We start from the raw sequence: 23,617 nt of genomic DNA on the forward strand, positions 1-23,617 counted from the left end.
TGCCCAACGGGCAGGCTGACTTGATTGGCAGTTGCTATACCTCTTGGTATTCAACTGGATAATTCTTGATGTCTGCTGCCCTCTCCGTGTTGCGCCACCTGCTCTATCGTCCCTGGTTACTGGCCACACTCGCGGCTACGGCCAGCGCGATCCTGCTGCTCATGGCCAGTGTGGGCGTGACCATGCATCAGCTGCAGCAAAGCGAAATCGAGCAGATGAACGCCAAGGGCGAGCGCTTTCTCGCGCGCCTGGAGCAGATCTTCGGCCAGCTGCGCGAAGGCGTCGACCAGCTGCAGTTGCAACCGTTGCGAGGTTGCGATGCCCGCATGCTGGCGGCCTTGCAGCAGGTCGCCTTCCGATATCGTTTCGTCTATGAGGCCGCTTACGTCGATGGCAATGTCGCCTGCTCCAATCGTGTTGGCGAGCGCACCATCAATCCACTGCGTCCTGCCGATATCCAGGGGCCGACCTACAGCTACTGGCTCAACACAACCACCGAACCCGATGACAACCTGGCGGCGCTGATGCTTGGCCGTGGCAAGTTCCTGGTGGCCACTTCCCGCGGGCACATAACCGACGTGGTTGACCTGCCGCCGGAAGGCAGCCTGTTGGTGGTGCTCGACAACGGCACGCGAGCGATACCGGTACTTGGCCCGCCGCAGGTCTGGCCGCCGTCTGCCGATTGGCCGCCCACCTCCAGTGGTTCGCTGCTGGAGCTGCCTGATCGGCTGATTTACCGCATGCCGACCAAGTCACCGGATTATCAACTGGTGCTGATCGCGCCACGGGCCAGCATGCCGCTGAAGATGAGCGGGATTCTCTGGCTGCTGTTCCCGGGCAGTCTGGTATTGGCCTGGTGCATTGGCTGGTTGGTGTTACAACTGATTCGACAGCGTAGCTCGATGAGTGTGGAGCTTCAGGGGGCGCTGCGTCGTGGTGAGCTGCAGGTGCTCTACCAGCCAATTTTCGAGCTCACCAGCCGCCGCTGTGTCGGTGCCGAAGCCCTGGTGCGCTGGCGTCGTTCGGATGGCACGCTGACCAGCCCGGACCTGTTCATCCCGCTGGCGGAGAACACCGGGCAGATCCGCCAGATCACCGATTTCGTCCTGCAGCGGGTGCTGGAGCAACTGGGCCAACTGCTGCGCGCCAATCGCCAGCTGTACATCTCGGTGAACCTTGCCGCGTGCGATGTCATGGTGCCGAGAATCGGCCGGGTGGCGGCGCGCTTGCTGGCCCTGCATCATGTGGCGGCCAGCCAGATAGCCTTTGAGGTCACCGAGCGCGGGCTGATCGATGTGGTGGTGGCCCGCGATAACCTGCAAGCTTTGCGCGCTGTAGGCCATCAGGTGTTGATCGATGATTTCGGCACCGGCTATTGCAGCCTGGCTTACCTGCAAACCCTGCCGGTCGATTGTCTGAAAATCGACAAGGCCTTTATCGACGCCCTGGGCCATGACGCGGCCAGCAGTGGGGTGGCACCGCACATCATCCGCATGGCCCACGCTCTGCAGTTGCGGGTCATTGCCGAGGGCATCGAGTATGAAGACCAGGCGCTGTTGCTTAACAGTGAAGGGGTCAATTACGGCCAGGGGTGGCTGTTTGCCCATCCGCTCAATGCCCGGCAGTTCATCGAGCTGATCACCCGTGGCCGCCGCCTCGGGCCACGTCGCATCGACGATGAGGCTTGAGCCGCGGTTGCTTCAGACCGGCAAGGCCATATAGAACTGCGTGCCCTGACCGGGCCGTGAATACACGCCCATGCGTCCGCCATGCAACTGGATGATTTCCTTGCACAGCGCCAGCCCAAGGCCGGCCCCGCCCTTTTTGCGTCCGACCTGGACGAAAGGTTCGAAGATCCTGCCCTGCTGGCCATAGGCAATGCCTTCACCGTTGTCTTCGATGCTGATGATCACCCGCTCGGCGTGGCGACGTGCGTGCAAGCGGATGCGGCCGCCAGTCGACGTATGGCGCACAGCATTGTCGAGCAGGTTGTCCAGTACCCGGTCCAGTTGTGCGGGATCAACCTGGATATGCGGCAAGGGGGTGGTGAGCTCGACCTGTAGCTCGATCTGTTTGTCATTTGCTACGGCCGCGAAGCGCTGACACGCACGATTGAGGAGCTCGTCGATCGCACAGGGGGCCAGTTCAAGCTTTTGCAGGCCACTCTGGTAACGGGAGAAGTTCAGCAGGTCATTGATCAGCTGGTTCAGGCGCTGCATTTCTTCACTGATGGTTTCGCACAGGTCAGCTTCCCGCGAACCGGGGGCAACGCTCAGGCGTTCACGCAGCAGGCCGAAGGCCATATGCATGCCGGTCACGGGCGTGCGCAGTTCATGGGAGGCGCGCAGCACGAACTCGCTGCGCACCCGTTCGAACGCCCGTTGTTCGGTGACATCGTGCAGCACCATCACCGCGCCGAGGATTTGCCCTTGTGGGTGGTATACCGGTGTCAGGCTGTAGGAGAGCAGCCGGGCTTCTTCATCTATTTCCAGGCTGAGGTCGTCAGGCACCCGGTCCAGGGTGCCGCCGCGCAGTACCAGACGCAGTTGCTCGTCCAGCTCGGGGCGTTGCAGGGCATCGCCAAGGCCGGTGCCCAGACGGGCGTCTTCCCAGCCCAACTGGCGCTGGGCGACCGGGTTAAGGTGCTCCAGATGGCCTTGGCGATCGATGATCAGCAAGCCGTCGTCAATGCTGTCGAGCACCGCTTGCAGGCGCTGTTGGCCGGCCAACACTTCGTCGATGTTGGTCGCTTGATGTTTGCGCAGGGCTTCGGCCATCAGGCCAAAGCGGCGGGTCAGCTGGTTCAATTCCAAGGCGTGGGACACCGGCAAGGTGACGTCGAAGTTACCCTGGCCAATCTGGTCGGCAGCCTTGGCCAGCGCTTCGATCGGCTGGCCGACCCGGCGGGCGATGCCATGCGCGGTGACAAAACCGAGAATCAATACTGCCAGGCCCACCAGGCCCAACAAGCCACCAATCAACAGGGCGCGGTCATGGGCTTGCTGTTCGCTTTCGCTAATGTGCTGCAACGCACGTCGGTGCGATTCGACCAGGTCGGCCCGCAACAGATTGAAGGCCTGCCCCAGCGGCTGGCCTGCGCCAAGGCTTTGCGACGGTGAACTGCTACTGCGATAGGCCTGCAGGAACGCTTGATAATCGATGCTGGCCTTGGCAAAGCCCTGATCGCCAGGGCTGTCATCGTCATGGTTGACGCCCTCCTCCAGCAATTGCTGGAACTGGTGTTGCAACGCTTCGAGAGCCGGTTTGTCCAGGGTATCGTCAAGCAGCAGGGACAGTTGTTCGCCCAGGTTTTGCCGCAGTTTCAGGCCCAGGTCGAGGGTCAGCGCGTTCTCCCGCACCAGCGCCTGTTGCGCGTTGGCCATCTGCAGCACGCTGGCCAGGCCCAGCAGCACGCCTAACAGCGCAACGGTGATCAGCGCCGAAATGCTGAGGAAAAGCCGCGTGCGCAGTTTCATCGCCAGTTTCATAAGTTGTACTGCTTGCGCTTGCGGTACAGGGTCGAGGCATCAATACCCAGGGTCTTGGCGGCCTGGTCGAGGGTTTCGCTGGTGGCCAGCACCGCGCCGATATGGGCACGTTCCAGTTCATCCAGGCTCAGCGCCGCGCCAATGCGCGGGGCGTTGCTGGCCGGCTGTTCGGCCATGCCCAGGTGGCTGATCTCGACGCGCTCCTGGGCACAGATGATGCTGGCTCGTTCGACCACGTTGCGCAGTTCACGAATATTGCCTGGCCAGCGGTAGTTGAGCAGCGCGGCGCGGGCGTCGTCGCTGAACGCCCGTGCCGGGCGCGAGTACTCCTTGACGAAGCGGGCGAGGAAGCGATCGGCCAGGGTGAGGATGTCTTCGCTGCGTTCGCGAAGCGGTGGCAGGTGCAGGGTGATGACATTCAGACGGTACAGCAGGTCTTCACGGAAGCGTCCTTCGCGGACCATATCCTCGAGGTTGAGGTTGGTTGCGGCCAGGATTCGCACATCGGCGCGGCGGGTGACTGGATCGCCGACGCGTTCGTATTCCTTGTCCTGGATAAAACGCAGCAGTTTGGGTTGCAGGGGCAGCGGGAAATCGCCGATTTCGTCGAGGAACAAGGTACCGCCGTCGGCCTGGTTGACCCGGCCCAGGGTGCTTTCGCTGGCGCCGGTAAAGGCGCCGCGGCTGTGGCCGAACAACTCGCTTTCCATCAGCTCGGTGGTCAGCGACGGGCAGTTGATGGTGACGCAGGCCTTGCGTGCGCGCTTGCTCCAGCCGTGAATGGCGCGGGCCAGCTCGCCTTTACCGGTACCGGATTCACCGAGAATGAGGATGTTGGCGTCGGTGCTGGCAACCTGGCGGGCGGTTTCCAGCACCACCATCATGGCCGGGCTGTGCGAGTCGAGGCCGTCCTTGGGTTTGCGTACTTCACCTTCCAGTGCTTCAAGACGCGCCGACAGCTGGCGTACCTCCAGTTGCTTGGCGGTGGCCAGACGCAGCTGGTCCGGGCTGCAGGGCTTGACCAGGTAATCGGCGGCGCCGGCCCGGATTGCGTCAACGGCAGTGTCGACCGCCGAATGCGCAGTGACGATCACCACGCGCATCCATGGCGCTTGAATACGCATTTGCGCCAGTACATCCAGACCATTGTCTTCGCCCAGGCGCAGGTCGAGGAAACACAGATCGAAGACTTGCCGTTGCAGCAGGGTTTCGGCCTGCGCCGCACTGTTGGCAGTGGCAACGCTGTAGCCTTCATCTTCAAGACAGTAACGGAAGGTTCGCAGGATGGCGGACTCATCGTCGACCAGCAGAATACGGCCTTGATGCTCCTGAGCTGGCTCCATTTCCTACGCTCCTTTAAGAATGATCTAGGTTAGTGTCGGAAAAATCGGGCAAGTTGCATGGTTCATTCTGATTCATTCCGTTACCTGCATGGTAGTGCCTCGCCCAGCAGTTATCTAACCCACTGAAAAATCACCGATTGCTTGCTGGGAAGGCGCTGTGGCGGGCGTCCTGCTGCTGCCGTTGGGCTGCAGCGCCGAAGCCAAGGCGCTCTGGTTACCAATCCGCCGCACAGTGACGCCTGAATCAACGACAAGGTGCAGGGCTGATCATGCAAAACGCACGAACGCTTGAGCCCGATCGTGCAGGATACGTTTCGGTTGATATCGATAATTTTATTTAACTATCTGATTTTTAAAGATAAAAAATCGTTTTAAGGGCTGGCATGCAGGCTGCAATGACTACATCAAAGTCAGCAATAAACGCAGCAGGAGGAGCACGGCATGAACCGCTACCCCGCCACCCTAATGCAGGTTTCTTCGCTTCAACTGCGCCAGAGCCTGTTCTTCAGCCTGGCGTTGCTGCTGACCCTGATTGCCGGGCAGCTCTATAACAGCTGGGAAACCGCGCGCAGTGCCGAGCAGCTCGCTGCCCAGGCGGCAATGGTGGCGCAGGTTCAGGCGCAACGCTCGGTTGCGCCGCTGCAGGCCCGGGTCGCACTGTCTTCGCCAGCGACCACTGCAGCCGTTGTTGACACCGCTGCCCCACGAGATCGCTGGGTGTTCTGAGCGAACGCCCAAGGACTTCTTCGAAAAACAGCAAGGAGAATCACCATGTTGAGTTGGGCCATTACCTTCCTGATTATCGCCATTGTCGCTGCCGTGCTGGGCTTCGGTGGTATCGCCGGCGCCGCTACTGGCATCGCGAAGATTCTGTTCATTATCTTCCTGGTGCTGTTCGTGGTGTCCTTCTTCTTTGGTCGCCGCGGTAGGGGCTGAGTATGAGCACAACGCTAGGCAGAGCCCTGGTTGCCGTCCTGATGATGGGTGGCAGCGCAGCGGCAATGGCGGCCAGGTTCGGGCCAACCAGATTCTTGGCGTCCGCTGCCAAGGGACAGTTCCACGGGGCGGGCCGTTGTGCGAGTCCGGGCAGAAGTGCCTGAACCAACGCCTGATCGTTGCCTTCAGTTGGGACGAAGGCAGGCAAGCCCTGCTCAAGGAGCAACTCAAGCGTGATCCGAACAGGTACTGAGGCGCTGCTCACACCTTGGTACATATATAGAGGCTGAACCTTTTTCCATTTCAGGCTTCTATGCTGCACCGCCCGAGGAAGGCAGGTGTATGACCAGGGGGCCGGGCTGCTCTGATTGTTTCAGGATCGGAGGGGCCTAGGGGTACAGGGAGTACCTCCGATGAGGGCCGGGTCAGGTGAAGCGGTAACGGAAGTTGCGGGTCGGACAACTGCCTTCAGGCAGAGGTGTCCGACCGGACTTCCGTAGCACTCTTTGAGGCAAGCGCCTTTCCCTCGCAACAAATTCGTTTTTCCTACCGAAGCTGTCGACGCATATTTTTGCCCGACCGTACATCGATATTTTTTCACCCCTGCGCCCTACCAAAGTCGCAGCAATTTCACGCATTCGGATTGTCGAACAAGGGCGTTTGACCCGCAGGTGGATACCTCTATATCGGCCGGATTATGGCGCTTTGGCCATCGTCGGAATTCCGAACGGCCGACGAATGACCCATTGTGACGTACGTTTTGGCCGATAAACCTCATGCCGATTCGGCATGGGGTAGTCGTTTACGGCATTAGACGGAGCCCCCCCACGTCGGAATAGTTGCGCCTTTTTTCGCTGGCCTGAGCGTTATTACGCTCGCTTGCGGTGACCTTTTACGATGTCATCGGCAGATAACAAAAACGATGCGGATCGCTGGCAATGGCTCTGGGTCGCGGTTATCCGTCTGGTGGCCGTTTCCACCTGAAGAAAAGGTAACGACATGAAGAAGGCAAAGCTAAGCCTCGCCTGGCAGATCCTCATCGGTCTGGTACTGGGGATTGCAATCGGCGCTTTACTGAACCATTTCAGTGCAGAAAAGGCATGGTGGATCAGCAACGTCTTGCAACCTGCGGGTGACATCTTCATTCGCCTGATCAAGATGATCGTCATCCCGATCGTGATTTCGTCGCTGATCGTGGGGATCGCCGGGGTTGGCGACGCGAAAAAACTCGGCAGTATCGGCCTCAAGACCATTATCTATTTCGAGGTGGTGACCACTATCGCCATCGTCGTCGGTCTGGTGCTGGCCAACCTGTTCCACCCGGGCGCCGGCATCGACATGAGCACCCTGGGTACCGTCGATATCTCCAAGTACCAGGCTACGGCGGCCGAAGTCCAGCATGAGCATGCGTTCATCGAGACCATCCTCAACCTGATCCCGTCGAACATCTTTGCAGCGCTGATGCGCGGTGAGATGCTGCCGATCATTTTCTTCTCGGTGCTGTTCGGCCTTGGCCTGTCGAGCCTGCAGGCAGAGATCCGCGACCCGCTGGTGAAAACTTTCCAGGGCGTCTCCGAAGCCATGTTCAAGGTCACTCACATGATCATGAACTACGCGCCAATCGGTGTGTTCGCGCTGATCGCCGTGACCGTCGCCAACTTCGGCTTCGCCTCGCTGCTGCCGCTGGCCAAGCTGGTGCTGCTGGTGTACTTCGCCATCGCCTTCTTCGCCTTCATGGTCCTCGGCCTGGTTGCCCGCCTGTTCGGCTTCTCGGTGATCAAGCTGATGCGTATCTTCAAGGACGAACTGGTCCTGGCCTACTCCACCGCCAGCTCCGAGACCGTGCTGCCGCGCGTGATCGAGAAGATGGAAGCCTACGGTGCGCCGAAAGCCATCTGCAGCTTCGTGGTACCGACCGGCTACTCGTTCAACCTTGACGGTTCGACCCTGTACCAGAGCATCGCGGCAATTTTCATCGCCCAGCTGTACGGTATCGACCTGTCGCTGAGCCAGCAGCTGCTGCTGGTGCTGACCCTGATGGTCACCTCCAAAGGCATCGCGGGTGTCCCGGGCGTGTCCTTCGTGGTCTTGCTGGCCACCCTGGGCAGCGTTGGCATCCCGCTGGAAGGCCTGGCCTTCATCGCCGGTGTCGACCGTATCATGGACATGGCCCGTACCGCCCTGAACGTGATCGGCAACGCCCTGGCGGTCCTGGTTATCGCGCGTTGGGAAGGCATGTACGACGACGCCAAGGGTCAGCGCTACTGGAACTCGCTGCCGCACTGGCGCAGCAAGGAAGCCGTACCGGCTGGCAAGCCTGCCAGCAAGTAAGCGCCAACCTGGCTGCACGAAAAGCCCCGACCTGGTCGGGGCTTTTTTGTTGGCCCAATCGCAGGTCAAGCCCGCTCCTACAGTGCGGGAGCGGGCTTAACCCGCGATGAGGGCGTTACAAACATCAAGGTTTATGGCGCGAAGCCAACCCGGCCCGCTATCATTTGCGCCATCTTTGGGGGGAACAACGGATGCTCAACGGCCTTTGGCTTGGATTTTTCATTGTCGCTGCCGTCTCGGCGCTGGTGCAATGGCTGGTGGGCGGTAACGCCGGGATCTTCGCGGCAATGGTTGAGAGCATCTTTGCCATGGCCAAGCTCTCGGTCGAGGTCATGGTCCTGCTGTTCGGCACCCTGACCTTGTGGCTCGGTTTTCTCAAGATCGCCGAAAAGGCCGGCGTGGTCGAATGGCTGGCCAAGGTCCTCGGCCCGTTGTTCGCCCGCCTGATGCCGGAAGTCCCGCCCGGCCACCCGGCCCTGGGCCTGATCACCCTCAACTTCGCCGCCAATGGCCTGGGCCTGGACAATGCCGCCACGCCTATCGGCCTCAAGGCCATGCGTGCGCTACAGGAGCTCAACCCCAGCTCGACTACCGCCAGCAACGCGCAAATCCTCTTCCTGGTGCTCAATGCCTCGTCGCTGACCCTGCTGCCGGTGACCATTTTCATGTACCGCGCCCAGCAAGGAGCGATGGACCCAACCCTGGTGTTCCTGCCGATCCTGCTCGCCACCAGTGGCTCGACCCTGGTCGGCCTGCTGTCGGTGGCTGTGATGCAGCGCCTGCGCCTGTGGGACCCGGTGGTGCTGGCTTACCTGATTCCCGGCGCTTTGCTGTTGGGCGGTTTCATGGCGTTTCTCGGCACCCTGTCGGCCACTGCGCTGGCGGGCCTGTCGTCGATTCTCGGCAACCTGACCCTGTTCGGCCTGATCATCGTCTTCCTGGTGATCGGCGCGCTGAAGCGGGTGAAGGTCTATGAAACCTTCGTAGAAGGCGCCAAGGAGGGCTTTGACGTCGCCAAGAGCCTGTTGCCCTATCTGGTTGCCATGCTTTGCGCGGTCGGCGTGCTACGCGCCTCAGGGGCCCTGGAGCTGGCCCTGGATGGCATCCGCCATGCGGTCGAGTGGCTGGGCTGGGATACCCGCTTCGTCGAAGGCCTGCCGACGGCGCTGGTCAAACCGTTCTCCGGCAGCGCAGCGCGGGCGATGCTGATTGAAACCATGCAGACCCACGGCGTGGACAGTTTCCCGGCCCTGGTGGCGGCAACCATCCAGGGCAGTACCGAAACCACCTTCTACGTGCTGGCGGTGTACTTCGGCGCCGTCGGTATCCAGCGCGCCCGCCATGCGGTGGGCTGCGCCCTGTTGGCGGAGCTGGCCGGGGTGGTCTCGGCAATCTTCGTCTGCTACTGGTTCTTCGCCTGAAGCTGGCTAGCCTGGCTCACCGTCCAATCGACCAGTTGTTTCATCAACTGGTCACTGGCCGTGCCAAAGCCGTTGACCACCGCTGAAACCTGTTTGTCGCTTAGCGGCTGGCGTACCTCAAAGCGCCGGCTGGCGAGGATGCGCTGGCTGCGGCCCTGCACCAGGCGGGCGTCATAGCGGACCACCACGACCAGGCCGTCGGTGCTGTACTCGCTCTGGAACGCCTGCAGCTCGCCAGCAATTTCATAGTCGCTTTGCAGGTTGCTGTCGTCGGCACTGAGGCGCTGTACCCGGCCATCCCGCTGGAAGGCATCGAGCATGCGGTTGCGCAGCAGGGTTGGCGCCGGGTCGCTCCAGCGTGCGCCCTTGTAGCTGCTGATCTGGTTGCCTTGCGGCACTACGGCGATACGTGGGCTGTTCAAGGCTTCGCTGGCGATCGGCTTGTTCACCCGCAGCGACCACAGCGCGCTTTGCGTCACAGTCCGGGTGCTTTGCGCCGAAGGCAGACGGTAGACGTCGGCAGGCTCGGCCTGGGGCAGGATCGAGCAGGCACTGCTCAGGCTCAGCGCGGTGGCCAGGGCAAGGTAGCGGCAGGTACGGATCATGGCTCGAACTCCTTGTTTTTGTCACGGCCCAGCAGGTAGCCGCTGGGGTTGGCTTCCAGGCGTTGAGAGATGGCCTTGAGCGAAGTCAGGGTATCGCGCAGCTCGCGGATTGCCGGCGCCAGTTGATTGAAACCCTGGGCACCGCCGTCGATGGCTTCGCGGTTGTCATTGAGCAGGCTGTTGATGGTCGCGGTGCTTTGCGCCAGCGACTGCATGGCTTGCTCTGCGCTGCCGAACATCTGCTTGCCCTGGTTGCTGAGCAGGCCGTTGGCGTTGCGCATCAGTTCGCTGGTCTGCTCGAGCATGGCCCCGGCCTGCTTGCCGACCTGGGCCAGTTGCTGGATGGCCTCGCGAATGTCGCCCCGCTGGTCGTTGAAAGCCCCGGTGGTCTGTTCGAGGTTGTTCAGGGTGTTGCTCAGGCGGGCGACGTTGTCCTGGGAGAACAATGCGTTGGCGTTGTGCACCAGGGCGTTGATGTTGGTCATCAGGTCGCTGCCGTCATCCAGCAAGCGGGCAATCGGCGACGGCGAGGCGATGATCACGGGCAGCTTGCCATCCTTGCCCTTGAGCTCCGGGCTTTGCGGCGTACCACCGCTGAGCTGGATGAACGAGGTGCCGGTGATGCCGGTGAGGGTCAGTTTGGCCTGAGTGTCCTCCTTGATGGGGGTATCGGCGCTCAGGCGCACCTGGGCCAGTACCCGGCGCGGATCATTGGGGTCAAGGCGCAGGCTGGTGACGTCGCCGACCTTGATGCCGCTGTACTGCACCGAACTGCCCCGGGACAACCCGGAAACGGCTTCGTTGAATACCACTTCGTAGTCCTTGAAGGTGCTGTCGACGCTGGATTTGGTCAGCCACAGGCCGAACAGCATGGCGCCCGCCACCACCAGCACGGTGACCAGGCCGATCAGGACATGATGTGCACGGGTTTCCATCTCAGAGCTCCTTGGGCGCTGTAGCGGCCTGGTACGCCGCGCGGCCACGCGGGCCATGAAAGTAGTCGTGAATCCAGGCGTCGTCGGTGTCTTCGACCTGGGCAATGGGCCCGGCCACCAGCACCTTCTTTTGCGACAGCACGGCGACGCGGTCGGTGATGGTGTAGAGGGTGTCCAGGTCGTGGGTAATCAGGAACACGCTCAGGCCCAGGGCGTCGCGCAGGGTCAGGATGAGCTGGTCGAAGGCCGCCGCGCCAATCGGATCGAGGCCGGCAGTGGGTTCGTCGAGAAACAGGATGTCCGGGTCCAGGGCCAGCGCCCGGGCCAATGCCGCGCGCTTGATCATCCCGCCGGACAGCGATGAGGGGTATTTATCTGCTGCGGAAATCGGCAATCCGGCCAGGGCCAGCTTGACCCCGGCCAGGTGCTCGGCATCGGCGCGGCTAAGGCCCGCGTGCTCGATCAGCGGCAAGGCGACGTTCTCGGTGACGGTCAGCGAGGAGAACAATGCGCCCTTCTGGAACAGCACGCCGAACCGCCGCTCGACCCGCGAACGCTGCTCGTCGCTGGCGCTGCTCAGGTCCTGGCCGAACACCTGCACCTGGCCTTCATTGGGCCGGCGCAGGCCGACGATGCTGCGCAGCAACACCGACTTGCCGCTGCCCGAGCCGCCTACCACGGCGAGGATCTCGCCGCGGTACAGGTCCAGGTCGAGTTGCTCGTGCACGCTCTGGGTGCCGAAGCGGTTGCAGATGCCACGGGCTTCGATCACCGCCTTGCGGGCGTTGCTGTTGGCTTCGTTCACCAGCCCATCTCCATGAAGAACAGCGCCGCCACGGCATCCAGAACGATCACCACGAAGATCGACTGCACCACGCTGGAGGTGGTGTGGGCGCCGACCGATTCGGCGCTGCCGCTGACCTTGAAGCCTTCCAGGCAACCGATGGCGGCGATCAAGAACGCAAAGAACGGTGCTTTGACCAGCCCGACCAGAAAGTGCTGCACACCAATATCGCTTTGCAGCAGCGACAGGAACATCGCCGGCGAGATACCCAGCGACAGCGCGCAGACCACCGCCCCGCCGATAATGCCGCAGAGCATGGCGACAAAGGTCAGCAACGGTAGCGCGATCAGCAGCGCCAGCACCCGTGGCACCACCAGCAGTTCCACCGGATCGAGGCCCAGGGTGCGGATGGCATCGATCTCTTCATTGGCTTTCATCGAGCCGATTTGCGCGGTAAAGGCACTGGCGGTGCGTCCGGCCATCAGAATCGCGGTCAGCAGCACGCCGAACTCCCGCAGGAACGAGAATGCCACCAGGTCGACGGTAAAGATGCTGGCACCAAAGCTGGCCAGTACCGTGGCGCCGAGAAAGGCCACCACCGCACCGACCAGGAAGGTCAGCAAAGCGACGATGGGCGCAGCGTCCAGGCCGGTCTGTTCGATATGCGCGACCACCGAGGTAACCCGCCAGCGCTTAGGCTGGAACAGGCGCAGGAACAGGGTTTGCAGGATCAGGCCGATGAAGCCGAGGATCTGCTGGGTGTCTTGCCACAGGGTGTCGACCGCACGGCCGATACGGCTGAGCAGTTGAATCAGCACCGAGCGTTCGGTCTGTTTTTCCGGGATGCAGAAGTCCTGCACCGAGCAATACACGGTCTTGAGCAATGCCTGGCTGGCGGCGGGCAGGTGCGTGGCGGTTTCGGTCAGCCGCGCCAGGCGCTCGGCGCCGAGCAGCTCGACCAGCAACGCCGCTCCGGCGGTGTCCAGTTTGCCGAGCTGGTCGAGGTCGACTTCGGTGGACGAATCGTACTGGCCCACCAGGCTGTCGCTGCTGCGCTTGAGGCTGGCGTAGTTGGCCAGGGTCCAGTCACCGGCGATGTGCAGCCGTGGCGGGCTGCTTGCAGTATCCAGGGTGGCGCTAGCGTGTGTAGTCATAGGCTCCATGCTGTCCGACCAACGGTTCGCAGCCTCAGAGCATAGCGTTACTCGGCTGCGGGCGCTTGACCATCGTCAACCACCCGAAAGCGCAGCACACCGATGACCTGGCCGTCTTCGGTCAGCACCCGCACCTGCCAGCGCCCCACCGGGTTGCCGGGGAAGTTCTGCTTGTGGGTCCAGGCGCGGTAGCCTTCCTTGCGCCCGCCGTGGATATCCAGGGCGATGCGGTCGACCTCTTTGCCCTCGAACTGCCAGACATGATAGATCCGCTCGTTCAGCCCGCGAGGGGCATTGATGGCGGTAAACGCGTAGAGGCCAGCGCGTATTTCACTGGCGTTGATCTGCTTAAGGCTGTTGCCCGGGGTGCGGTTCTCGACTTGGGTGCTGACCGCCACTTCGGCCATCCACAGCGTTGCCGGCGGTACCCAGGAACGCAGCATCCAGCCGCCGGCGCCGACCGCCAGGGTCATTACCACCAGCATCAGGCCTCGGCGCCAGTGGCTGATCGGGAAGCTGCTGGCCAGGCTCGGGAACGACAGCAACATGGCGATGCCCAGGGCCAGCTTGAAGCTTTGCGAGGTGGTCAGGTGCAGGATGATCGGCAGCGCGGTGAGCAGCGCGGCGAACAGGGTCAGGGTGTGCAGCGCCAGGTACAGCCAGCGCCGTGGGGCCAGCCACTTGTAGTACAGCGGGTCGATAATCGAGATCAGCCCGGCGGCGGCCAGGATGCCGGTAAACACCAGTTGGCCGCTGTTCCAGGTGGTGGTCACGAAGAAGAACGGCAAGACGAAGAACAGGCTTTCCTGGTGGATCATCTGCGTCGCGTAGCGCAGCAGCGGTTGGGGAATTTCGCGCTTGAAGACCTTGGCAAAGACCTTGGTGAAGGTGTTCTCCATCATCAGCCAGATCCAGCTGATGAGCATGACGATGGCAATCCAGCTGGCCAGGCTTTCCTGGCGATCGACCAGGATGAAGCTGCCGACACCGGAGATGAAACCGCCGAGGGCGATGACCCCGGGGTAGCGCTTGATCAGCTCGATCAGGCGCTGGAGGTAGAGAGGCATGAAGGTGTTCGCAAGGTCAGGTAAAAACTGGCACAGGATACTCTGGTTTGAGCTGGCCTTGTGCTGTTACTGCGGGCGCCCCCCCATCTAGGGCAAAGCCTTGCTGATCGGTTCTAGCGGCGGCGCCGCCCCCAGATCAGCACCCCGGCCAACAACACCGCCACCGCCAGCGCCACCCATCCATACAGCTCGTCATAACTGAGCAGCGGCTTCTCGATCCGCACATAGCCAGGTTCGGCCAGCAACTGCTTCAGGGCCCGGTTGGCATCGTCGAGGCTGATCCTGCGCAACGCCCGCCCCGGATCAGTAAAGCGCCCGTCGCTGTAGCCGTTCAGGGCCCCCCAGTAATAATCAGCCAAGGCGCTATTGCCCTGCGTGGCCCAGGCTTCGCGGTCGATGGCAGCCTGCTTGATGCGCTGGAAGGTGACCGGGTCCAGGCCATCCTTGCGCAAGCGCTCAAGCATGGCGGCCAGGGCCTGCTCGGCGGCATCGACATCGGCACGGTCCAGGTCGGCATTGAGCGCCATCAACCCGGTGTCACCAAAGCTTTCGCGCTGGCTGGACGGGCCATAGGAAAAGCCGTGCCTGAGCCGCAACTCGTCATATAGCGCCCAGTCCAGATAGCGCTGCAGCAGGTCGTAGGTCTGACCATGGTCATGGTCCAGCACCGGCTCCAGGAACAGCCAGTGCAAGCGTGCGCTGTCGCCCAGCCAGCCGCGGGTCAGTTCTCGGCGGGGTTCGGCTTCGTGGGTAACGCCGTCAAGCACCCGCCGCTCACCTGGCTCGACCGCGGGCAGCTCGCCATAGGTGCGCTCCAGGTAGGCCGGTAGCAGGCGGTCGAGGCCGCCAACGACGATCAGGGTCATGTTGTTGGCGGCGTACCAGTGCTGGCGCAGGTCGTTGACCTCCTCCAGGGTCATGTCCTCGATGGAGGAGCGCTCGGCGCACTTGAGCCCCAGTTCCACCGCCAACTGGTCGCTGGCGCGGTGGCCGAGGTCCTGGCGGTCGAGCCAGCGTTGCAGGTGGGAGTAATGGCCACCGTCTTCGCGTTCGACGATGCGCTTGGACAGTTCCAGGGCTTTTTCATCGATCCGGGTGTCGTTGATCATGGCTAGCAGCAGGTCGAGCACCTTGCGCTGGTTGCGCGCCGGCGCTTCGATGACGAAGGTGGTATCGGCGCTGCTGGTGTAGGCGTTCCACTCCCCGCCCAGTGCCTGCATGCGCTCTTCCAGGCCGCCCTCGCCGCGGTCGTCGATACCACTGAACAGCAAGTGTTCGAGCAGGTGGGGCAACTCCTGGCGCTCGCACGGGAAGTCATCGAAGCCGACACCCACCACCAGGCGGATCGACACATGGTTGCGTTCATAACCTGACTTGAGTACTACCTGCAGGCCGTTGGGCAGCAGGTAGCCTTCGACCTGGGAGCGGTCGAGGGCAAAGCCGGGCACGCAGCCCAGCAGCAGGCAAATGAATATCAGGCAACGCATGGCGAGCTTCCTTGCGGGAGTTCTTGGGGTCAAGCGATCAGGGTGAATGGGCGTCGTCCGGCACACTGTCGAGCAGTAGGCCGCCGGTATCGGAACCGCCCAATACGACATAGGCACTGCTGCAGAACAAGGAGTTCAATCGTTTCATGTCGGCGATCAGTTCCAGGTGCAACGAGCTGGTCTCGATACTTTGCACCACTTTACGTTGCAGTCGGCTGACATGGGCGTGGGCCAGGCGCCGTTCCTGGGCGCGGAAGCGGCGTTTTTCCCGCAGCAGCTGGCGGGCGCTTTCCGGGTCGGCGCTGAGAAACACTGAAAGGCCCAGGCGCAGATTGGCCAGCAACTGGCTGTGCAGACCGGTGAGTTCTTCCAGGCCAACGTCGGAAAACTCCCGGCGCTGGGAGGTCTTCTGCTGCTGAACCTTGCGCAGCATGCGCTCGATCAGGTCGCTGGCCAGCTTGAGGTTGATTGCAAGCTCGATAATTTCGGCCCAGCGCCGGCTGTCCTGCTCGCTGAGGTCTTCGCGCGGCATCTGCGCCAGGTACAGTTTGATGGCGTTGTACAGGGCCTCGACGTCTTCGTTGAGGCCGCGCATTTGCTGGGTCATGGCGGTCTGGGTACCGCGCAGCACATTGAGCATGGCATCGAGCATGCTGTCGACCAGGTCGCCCATGCGCAGGGTTTCGCGCACCGCGTTGGCCAGGGCCAGGCTGGGCGTGGTCAGTGCGGTGGCATCCAGGTGCCGTGGGCGGGCTCGGCCGTTGGCTTCTTCGCGCTCGGGCAGCAGCCAGCCGCACAGGCGCCCCATCGGGGCAACCGTGGGCAACAAGATCAGGCAGCGCAGGGTGTTGTAGAGCAGGTGAAAGCCGATCACCAGCTCTTGTGGGCTGAGGCTCAGGCTGTCCATCCATGCCACCAGCGGATGCAGCACTGGGATGATCAGCACCAGGCCGATCAGCTTGTACAGCAAACTGCCCAGCGCCACTTGGCGGCCGGCGGCGTTTTGCATGCTGGTGCTGAGAAAGGCCAGCAGGCCGCTGCCGATGTTGGCGCCGATCACCAGGCCGATGGCCACCGGCAGGCTGATCAGCTCGGCGCCGGCCAGGGTTGCGGTGAGCAGCACGGCGGCAAGGCTTGAGTAGGAAATCAGCGCAAACAAGGCGCCGACCAGGGCATCGAGGAGGATATCGCCGGTCAGTGAGGCGAACAGCACTTTCACGCCTTGGGCATGGGTGATCGGCGCTGCCGCTTCGACGATCAACTGCAGGGCGAGGATGATCAGGCCCAGGCCGATACCGACGCGGCCCAGTTGGCCGGCGCGGGTCTGCTTGCGGGAAAGGAAGAAAATCACCCCGAGAAATATCAGCAGCGGCGACAGCCACGACAGATCAAACGTCAGCACCCGCGCCATCAGTGCCGTACCGACATCGGCGCCGAGCATGATCGCCAGCGCCGGGGTCAGGCCCATCAGGCTCTGGCCAACGAACGAGGTCACCAGCATCGCCGTGGCGTTGCTGCTTTGCACCATTGCCGTCACCAGGATACCGGCGACAAACGCCAGCGGCCGCTTGGACATGTTCTGGCTCAGTACCCGACGCAGGTTTGAGCCATACACCCGCAAGATACCGGTACGCACGATGTGCGTGCCCCAGATCAGCAACGCCACGGCGGAAAGCAGATTGAGCAGGGTCAGCATTGAAAAGGCCCCCTGTAATGCGCCCCAGCGGGGCAAATGGATAATGCTGTGAGCCTGTCCTGCTACCAGGCGGTTTTTCCCAGTGCTCACTTAAGCTGTAGTCGGCCAACGGCCGTGGCGCCAGCATCGCATAGCCACGGCAGCCTTTGAAACAAAACTGTCATGGCGCTTAATGAAAAAAGGGCCCCGCAGGGCCCTTTTCAACAGCACCGGGATTACTGACCCGGAATGTCCTTGCGAAGTTTCACCGGATCGCTCTGTTGCTTCTTCTTGGCCATGGCCGTGCGCATCTTGATGTTGATCGCTTCGACTGCCAGCGAGAACGCCATGGCGAAGTAGACGTAGCCTTTCGGTACGTGTACGTCGAAGGATTCGGCAATCAGCACGGTACCGACCACGATCAGGAACGACAGGGCGAGCATCTTCAGCGACGGGTGCTTGTCGATGAAGTTACTGATGGCGCCGGCGCACAGCATCATCACCAGCACGGCGACGATAATCGCGGCGATCATCACCGGTACGTGGGAAACCATGCCCACGGCAGTGATCACCGAGTCGAGGGAGAAGACGATGTCGATGATCGCGATCTGGATGATGGTGTAGAAGAACTTGCCGCCGGCGCCGCCTGGCTCGTCGCTGGTTTCGTCTTCACCTTCCAGGCCGTGGTAGATCTCCTGAGAGCTTTTCCACAAGAGGAACAGGCCGCCGAAGAACAGGATCAGGTCGCGCCCGGAAATGCCCTGGTCGAACACTACGAACAGATCGGCGGTCAGGCGCATTACCCAGGTGATCGACAGCAGCAGCAGGATCCGGGTGACCATGGCCAGTGCCAGGCCGAAGATCCGGGTGCGCTGTTGCATGTGCTTGGGCATGCGGCTGACCAGGATCGAGATCATGATGATGTTGTCGATACCGAGAACGATCTCAAGCGCCGTCAGAGTAAAAAAGGCAACCCAGATCTCTGGGCTGGTCAGCCATTCCATGTGTATTCCTTCGAACGATGTAAGCAGAGCGCCCCAGGCAATGGGGCGCGGCTACGGTTAGGTGATTCTGTTGTTTTATAGGCTACTGAACAGGGGGAAAATTCCCATGAGCAGCGCGGCGAGCATTATGCACAGGCAGATCAACACTGCCCACTTCAAGGTGAAGCGCTGATGATCGCCGAACTCGATGCCGGCCAGGGCCACCAACAGGTACGTAGAGGGTACCAGCGGGCTGAGCAGATGCACGGGCTGGCCGACGATCGACGCGCGAGCCATTTCCACCGGCGAGATGCCGTAATGGCTGGCTGCTTCCGAGAGCACCGGCAAGACCCCGTAGTAGAAGGCGTCGTTGGACATGAAGAAGGTGAACGGCATGCTCACGATCGCGGTAATGACCGCCAGGTAAGGGCCCAGCGCATCCGGGATGACCGCCAACAGGCTTTTGGACATGGCATCGACCATGCCGGTGCCGGAGAGGATGCCGGTGAAGATGCCCGCCGCGAAAATCAGCCCTGTCACTGCCAGTACGCTACCGGCATGGGCGGCGATGCGGTCTTTCTGCTGCTGCAGGCACGGGTAGTTGACGATCATGGCGATACTGAAGGCGATCATGAACAGCACCGGCAACGGCAGCAGGCCCATGATCAGCGAGACCATCAGCAGCGCGGTCAGGGCGCCGTTGAACCACAGCAGTTTAGGGCGGCGGGCGTCCGGGAACTGCGAAACGCTGATTTCGCTGTGATCGATTTCATCACCCGGCAGGTGCAGTTCACCCAGGCGCGCACGTTCACGCTTGCCGTACGCATAGGCAATTGCCAGGAGGGCGACGACACCGGCGAGCATGGCTGGAATCATCGGTACGAAGATCGCTGACGGGTCGACATGCAGGGCGCTGGCGGCGCGAGCGGTCGGGCCGCCCCAGGGGGTCATGTTCATGATGCCGCCGGCGAGGATGATCAGGCCGGCCATGATCCGTGGGCTCATGCCCAGGCGGCTGTACAGCGGCAGCATGGCTGCCACGCAGATCATGTAAGTGGTGGCGCCATCGCCATCCATTGACACCACCAGGGCCAGTACTGCGGTGCCGACCGAGACTTTCAGCGGATCACCCTTGACCAGCTTGAGGATCTTGCGCACGGCAGGGTCAAACAGGCCGGAGTCGATCATCAGGGCGAAATACAGGATCGCAAACATCAGCATGACCCCAGTCGGCGCCAGTTTGCTGATGCCTTCGAGCATCATCGGGCCGATCTTGGCGGAAAAACCACCGAACAGGGCGAACAGGATCGGTATCAGGATCAGCGCGATCAAGGCCGACAGGCGCTTGGTCATGATCAGGTACATGAAGGTGATGACCATGGCAAAGCCGAGGAAGGTCAGCATGGGAGTACTCCAGGCGTAGCGCGTCGAAGGAAGAACGATTCGGGCGGATCAGCGCACGGGGCGCGGCGCGTGGGGTAGCGGAGGGATTGCTGCTGGGAGGCGGGCGTAGGAAAGCATCAGTGTCACCATTGTTGTTGTTAATTGGGCCGGGCGCCGCATGCAACACACCGGGCCCTGGCTGACCGGTCTTGTGCCGGTAGTGGGGCAATCCTAAGGCGGGAAGCTTTCAGCCAGCTTTCGCTGGCCCAAAGCCGACGAGAGGTGCATTGTTGGCTATCGGCCAGTAGGTATCAGGAGGGAGCGATGCGTGATTCGTACGAAGGCGGCTGCCATTGCGGCGCCCTGCGCTACCGGATTCAAGGTCCATTGACGGATGTTGCCCACTGCCATTGTTCGGTTTGCCGTCGGGTCACTGGTGGTTTACTGATCACCTGGTTGACGGTGGATTGCGATGATTTCCAATGGTTGAGTGGCACGCCGCAACGCTACGACTCGTCGGCCAGTTGCGTGCGCTATTTCTGTAGCCGTTGTGGTGCCCATGTGGCGCTGACCACTGATCTGAGCCCACAGAGCATCGATGTCACGGTCACCACGCTCGACCAGCCCGAACTGGCGCCGCCGAACCGGCACATCTGGATCGACAGCCGCCTGCCCTGGCTGCATCTGGATGAACAGTTGCCTGCGGAGCACGGCGAAACCCTGTGATCAGGGCAGTTGCAGGCCGCCGCCGGCCTTGTGCAGCGCACGCAAGTGTTCGCCCACCTGCTTGATGTTGGCCTCGACCGCCTTGATTTCAGCCGCACGGGCCGGGCCGAGCAAGGCTCGGACCTCCTTGTCGAGGTCGGCGCTGAGGGTTTGCAGCTGTTTTTGCCGCTGGCTGGTTGCACTCAGCAGCTTTTCGCGCTCGCTGGCCTGGGGCAGGCCGTAACCGCTGCTGCCCAGCAGTTCTGCCGGGCGGCTGAGAAAACCGCTGTTGGCGAGGATCTGCTGCAGGGTGTTGTTAGCCTTGCCGACGCTGGCGTCGTTGAGCTCACGCCCGGTGAGATAGCGTTGTTTCACCTCGTCCTGGGCCAGCAACAGTTGCCGGCGCAGGCTGGCTTGCTCCAGGAGCAGCAACGCCGCGCTGGTGCGCAGATCAGCCTGGGCAAACCACTGCTGGCGTTGCTCGGCGGACTGCTCCAGCCAGGCTTCCACATTGTCCTGCTGGATCGGCAGTTGCTTCTTCAACACCAGGAACATCGCCTGGTAACGGTCCCGATAGGAGTCGAAGCGGTAACCCAGGCGCAAGGCCTCGCGCGGGTCGTCGAGTACGCTGACATCCGCCAGGCCACGGCCTTCGAGCACTTCGAGCAAGCCATTGGGGACGATGCTGTCCAGATCGTTCAGGCGTGGGTTGGCGGTACCGCTGCGCAATAGCTTGAGGGTTTCGACCGCACAGTTGTTGGACAGGAAGTAGTAGTTGCCGTCGTAGCTCCAGTGCATCTCGGCGGCCTGGCGCACCAGGCTTTCCAGTTCGTCGCGGTTGAGCCTGAGCGGGATCGAGGCGAGGCTGCGCAGTTCGGTCTTGGTGTACTCGTCGATCACCTGTGCCAGTGGCAAGACGAACAGCCGCGACGGATAGGCGCCGGTCAAACCGTCCCAGCTCGACAGCTGCACGTCATTGACGAAGGCCCGGTACGACAGCACCAGGTGCTGGTCCAGGTCCAGGCGGCAGTCCGGCCCGCGCGGGCGCCCCGGGGCGCAGATCACCAGGCGCAACATGCTGTGGCCCCAGCGGCTGACCCAGTTCTGGTTGGCTTCGGCCAGCAGGTAATCCACGGCGTAGACCCGCTCGGGGTCGATCTCGCCCAGCGGCGATTTGGCAAAGTCATTGCCAGCGTTGAGAAATGGCAATGCGCTCGGGCATGGCGGATGCTCGGGCGCCCAGTCGAAATGCCCCTTCAGGTAAGCCTGCAGGGCCGGGCGCCGGCAGGCAAAACTGGGGTCAAGCAGGAAGTACTCCATGTTGACCGCAATGAATTCCTTGGGGCTGCTCAGTTCATAGCTGTCGGGGCTGCGCGCCACCTGGCGGTTGTGCTGCTCACGCTCGCCGCGACGGCCTACATACTGCTGCCAGCCGGCCAGGTCGAGCAGGCGCGGGTCGTCGCTGAGGGTGAAGCGGCGTTCGGTCTGGCCACGGCACTGCTCGGGCAGACCGACTTTGCCCTGACTGTTCTGCTGCCGGCTGCACTGGGTGATCAGCCGGCGCTGCGCACCCTGCCATAGGCGGGCGCGGTCATAAATGTGGGTCAGTTCATGCAGGACGGTGGCCAGCAGTTCCTGGCGTACGCTGCCATGGGGGCGGCTGGTTTTTTGCGTGGCGGCGCTGCCATCGGTGAGGCCTGGCAGCAGGCGGCTGTTGAGCTCCAGGGTGGAGACCAGCGACGCCTGGCCATAGGCGTCCTCTGGCATGCGGCTGCTCCAGCTGACCTGGATGCGTCGGTCAAGGCGGGTCTTGAAGCTCGGCGGCAGTGCCTGCAGGGCTTCATCCAGCAATGCCTGGCTGGCCCGTTGTTGTTGCGGGCTCAGGCCATCGGCCTGCAGCACCAGCTGCAGGTCGGCCAGTGCCGGGCTGCCGAACAGTGTCAGCAAGCAGCCCAGCAGCCAGGCACGTAGCGGTTTCACAGGGCGAGAATGGCTTCAGCCAGGACCTGGTCGCTGGCCTGGCGTGCTTCTGGAACACGCTGGCGCAGGGTGTCGAAGGCCGCTTCTAGCTGCGCGCCACGGATCTCGCCACGGCTGGCGACATAGCTGGCGGCATCGTCACGGGCTTCGCGCACGACTTTGGAATCGCGAATCGAAGTGGTGGTGTCGGAGGTGAAGTCGATCGAGCGGCCAAAGGCGCGAACGATAATGTTGCTGGTGGCCACCAGGGTTTGTGCCTGGGCTACATCGGCCAGCAACAGAAGGCCAAGGGTGGCGGCAATCAGCGGGTTACGCATGGAGCATCTCCGGGAGAACAGAAGTAATCATTGGACGAGAATTGCCTGCGCCAGTTCAAGGTCGCTGGCATGAAGTTGTGGGTTGGCCTGACGCAGCCGGTTCAATACCGCCTCAAGGCGAGCGCCCCGCCACTGGCCATTGCTGGCCACAAAGGCCGCAGCATCGTCATGGGCGGCCAGCAGCAGTTTGCGATCGAAGGGCACTGAGGTCACTTTGCTGGTGACGTAACCACTGACGACAAGGTTGTTGGTGGTCAGGTCCAGCGCCAGGGCGGCACCACACCAACAGGACACGAGCAACAGCAATGACAGATAACGCATGGGTCTCGAACGGCAGCTGAATCAAGCGCCAAAGGCTATCCCAATGCGCCGGTGAGGACCAGCGCAGAGGGCCCGGCTTGGTTGCATGGTGTTACATGCTGCCGGAAGCGAGCGACTTCAGAGCGCCAGGATGGCCTGTGCCAGTTGCGCGTCGCTGGCCTGCAGCGTTGGGGTCTGCTGGCGAATATGGGCGAAAGCGCTTTCCAGTTTCGCACCGCGGATATCACCGTGGCTGGCAACGAAGCTGGCCGCGTCGTCACGAGCGGCCTGGACAATTTTGTCGTCACGGAAGGAGGACGACACGTCGGAGGTGGCATCAGTGGAGGCGGCGACACCACGAACGACGGTATCGGTGGTGACGACAAAGCTGGTGGCGTTGGCAGTGGAAGCCAGGGCCAGCAGCAGCGCGGCGCCAAACAAGCGTGAATGGAACATGGTCGATCTCCTGGATAGGCTTTGGTGGTTCTTATGTCAGACGCACACTCAGCTTGTTGCGCTACTTTTTACCAAGCTGGGTACGCTAAGGGTATCACGCGATAGGAACCTGAGGGTTGGACCACGTCATCGCAAGATTTATCAACTGTACTGGTCGTATTTTTTAAATGTAAAACTGTACATGTCGTGGCGTCAGCCGCTCTAGCCCGGGCCTTTAAACGACAAAACCCGTCAGCAGTCACCTGCGACGGGTTTTGGGGAATTCGA

21 protein-coding genes and 1 pseudogene are annotated in these 23,617 nt (G+C 62.0%); 7 read left to right on the top strand and 15 right to left on the bottom strand.

Annotated elements, in window-relative coordinates; genetic code table 11:
* Positions 1–68: 68 nt before the first annotated feature.
* On the top strand, positions 69–1,688 hold the full coding sequence (locus tag KHO53_RS11000; RefSeq protein ID WP_010222613.1) for an EAL domain-containing protein: 1,620 nt from the start codon (positions 69–71) through the stop codon (positions 1,686–1,688).
* A gap of 12 nt (positions 1,689–1,700) precedes the next feature.
* Here the strand turns inward: KHO53_RS11000 and KHO53_RS11005 are convergent, their stop codons facing one another.
* Positions 1,701–3,476 carry a KinB sensor domain-containing domain gene (locus KHO53_RS11005; RefSeq protein ID WP_085989517.1) on the bottom strand — a complete coding sequence of 592 codons (1,776 nt, stop codon included), beginning with the start codon at positions 3,474–3,476 and terminating at the stop codon, positions 1,701–1,703.
* A gap of 8 nt (positions 3,477–3,484) precedes the next feature.
* Positions 3,485–4,831 (bottom strand): sigma-54-dependent response regulator transcription factor AlgB, encoded by a 1,347-nt coding sequence (gene algB / locus KHO53_RS11010; protein WP_036995312.1) that lies wholly within the window; start codon positions 4,829–4,831, stop codon positions 3,485–3,487.
* Between the two features lie 441 nt (positions 4,832–5,272).
* On the opposite strand from algB, the gene KHO53_RS11015 reads away from it, so the two are divergent.
* From KHO53_RS11015 to KHO53_RS11030, 5 genes and pseudogenes are all read left to right on the top strand, one after another.
* Positions 5,273–5,557, top strand: coding sequence for a hypothetical protein (locus tag KHO53_RS11015; RefSeq protein WP_159387950.1), 285 nt, complete (start codon positions 5,273–5,275; stop codon positions 5,555–5,557).
* 45 nt (positions 5,558–5,602) lie between these two features.
* The gene (locus KHO53_RS11020) at positions 5,603–5,767 is read left to right on the top strand and encodes a DUF1328 domain-containing protein (protein ID WP_010222609.1); all 165 of its coding nucleotides are present in this window, start codon (positions 5,603–5,605) and stop codon (positions 5,765–5,767) included.
* 130 nt (positions 5,768–5,897) lie between these two features.
* Positions 5,898–6,020: pseudogene (locus tag KHO53_RS25950) on the top strand (inhibitor of vertebrate lysozyme family protein); the annotation flags it as partial.
* A 746-nt stretch (positions 6,021–6,766) separates the two neighbouring features.
* On the top strand, positions 6,767–8,098 hold the full coding sequence (gltP, locus tag KHO53_RS11025) for a glutamate/aspartate:proton symporter GltP (RefSeq protein ID WP_036995315.1): 1,332 nt from the start codon (positions 6,767–6,769) through the stop codon (positions 8,096–8,098).
* A gap of 191 nt (positions 8,099–8,289) precedes the next feature.
* Positions 8,290–9,519 carry a spore maturation protein gene (locus tag KHO53_RS11030; protein ID WP_036995316.1) on the top strand — a complete coding sequence of 410 codons (1,230 nt, stop codon included), beginning with the start codon at positions 8,290–8,292 and terminating at the stop codon, positions 9,517–9,519.
* On the opposite strand, the gene KHO53_RS11035 is transcribed toward KHO53_RS11030, so the two are convergent.
* The 9 genes from KHO53_RS11035 to KHO53_RS11075 form a co-directional block, all read right to left on the bottom strand.
* Positions 9,501–10,124: an ABC-type transport auxiliary lipoprotein family protein gene (locus KHO53_RS11035; RefSeq protein ID WP_010222606.1), complete on the bottom strand. Its 624-nt coding sequence runs from the start codon at positions 10,122–10,124 to the stop codon at positions 9,501–9,503. The genes KHO53_RS11030 and KHO53_RS11035 overlap by 19 nt on opposite strands.
* Positions 10,121–11,059, bottom strand: coding sequence for an MlaD family protein (locus KHO53_RS11040; RefSeq protein ID WP_036995318.1), 939 nt, complete (start codon positions 11,057–11,059; stop codon positions 10,121–10,123). The genes KHO53_RS11035 and KHO53_RS11040 overlap by 4 nt, the downstream gene beginning before the upstream one ends.
* 1 nt (position 11,060) lies before the next feature.
* Positions 11,061–11,831: an ABC transporter ATP-binding protein gene (locus KHO53_RS11045; RefSeq protein WP_374045291.1), complete on the bottom strand. Its 771-nt coding sequence runs from the start codon at positions 11,829–11,831 to the stop codon at positions 11,061–11,063.
* A 29-nt stretch (positions 11,832–11,860) separates the two neighbouring features.
* Complete coding sequence (locus KHO53_RS11050; RefSeq protein WP_026001286.1) at positions 11,861–13,006, bottom strand: ABC transporter permease; 1,146 nt, start codon at positions 13,004–13,006, stop codon at positions 11,861–11,863.
* Positions 13,007–13,044: 38 nt separating this feature from the next.
* Positions 13,045–14,064, bottom strand: a complete 1,020-nt coding sequence (locus KHO53_RS11055) for a DUF5924 family protein (RefSeq protein WP_010222601.1) — start codon at positions 14,062–14,064, stop codon at positions 13,045–13,047.
* Positions 14,065–14,177: 113 nt separating this feature from the next.
* A complete protein-coding gene (locus KHO53_RS11060; protein WP_213570291.1) occupies positions 14,178–15,551 on the bottom strand; it encodes a M16 family metallopeptidase in 1,374 nt (457 codons plus the stop codon).
* A gap of 37 nt (positions 15,552–15,588) precedes the next feature.
* Complete coding sequence (locus KHO53_RS11065) at positions 15,589–17,247, bottom strand: Na/Pi cotransporter family protein (RefSeq protein ID WP_010222598.1); 1,659 nt, start codon at positions 17,245–17,247, stop codon at positions 15,589–15,591.
* Between the two features lie 215 nt (positions 17,248–17,462).
* Positions 17,463–18,230: a TerC family protein gene (locus tag KHO53_RS11070; protein WP_010222597.1), complete on the bottom strand. Its 768-nt coding sequence runs from the start codon at positions 18,228–18,230 to the stop codon at positions 17,463–17,465.
* A 75-nt stretch (positions 18,231–18,305) separates the two neighbouring features.
* A complete protein-coding gene (locus KHO53_RS11075; protein WP_010222596.1) occupies positions 18,306–19,613 on the bottom strand; it encodes a CitMHS family transporter in 1,308 nt (435 codons plus the stop codon).
* A gap of 303 nt (positions 19,614–19,916) precedes the next feature.
* Here KHO53_RS11075 and KHO53_RS11080 point away from each other — a divergent pair, with 303 nt between their 5' ends.
* A complete protein-coding gene (locus tag KHO53_RS11080; RefSeq protein ID WP_010222595.1) occupies positions 19,917–20,318 on the top strand; it encodes a GFA family protein in 402 nt (133 codons plus the stop codon).
* On the opposite strand, the gene KHO53_RS11085 is transcribed toward KHO53_RS11080, so the two are convergent.
* The 4 genes from KHO53_RS11085 to KHO53_RS11100 form a co-directional block, all read right to left on the bottom strand.
* Positions 20,319–22,277 carry a DUF7844 domain-containing protein gene (locus tag KHO53_RS11085; RefSeq protein WP_213570292.1) on the bottom strand — a complete coding sequence of 653 codons (1,959 nt, stop codon included), beginning with the start codon at positions 22,275–22,277 and terminating at the stop codon, positions 20,319–20,321.
* The gene (locus KHO53_RS11090; protein WP_010222593.1) at positions 22,274–22,594 is read right to left on the bottom strand and encodes a DUF2388 domain-containing protein; all 321 of its coding nucleotides are present in this window, start codon (positions 22,592–22,594) and stop codon (positions 22,274–22,276) included. The genes KHO53_RS11085 and KHO53_RS11090 overlap by 4 nt, the downstream gene beginning before the upstream one ends.
* A 27-nt stretch (positions 22,595–22,621) precedes the next feature.
* Positions 22,622–22,915: a DUF2388 domain-containing protein gene (locus KHO53_RS11095; protein ID WP_213570293.1), complete on the bottom strand. Its 294-nt coding sequence runs from the start codon at positions 22,913–22,915 to the stop codon at positions 22,622–22,624.
* Positions 22,916–23,032: 117 nt separating this feature from the next.
* A complete protein-coding gene (locus KHO53_RS11100; RefSeq protein ID WP_010222591.1) occupies positions 23,033–23,350 on the bottom strand; it encodes a DUF2388 domain-containing protein in 318 nt (105 codons plus the stop codon).
* Between the last annotated feature and the right edge of the window lie 267 nt (positions 23,351–23,617).

It is taken from the genome of Pseudomonas sp. RC2C2, assembly GCF_018390435.1.
In the GTDB taxonomy this organism is placed as follows: domain Bacteria; phylum Pseudomonadota; class Gammaproteobacteria; order Pseudomonadales; family Pseudomonadaceae; genus Aquipseudomonas; species Aquipseudomonas donghuensis.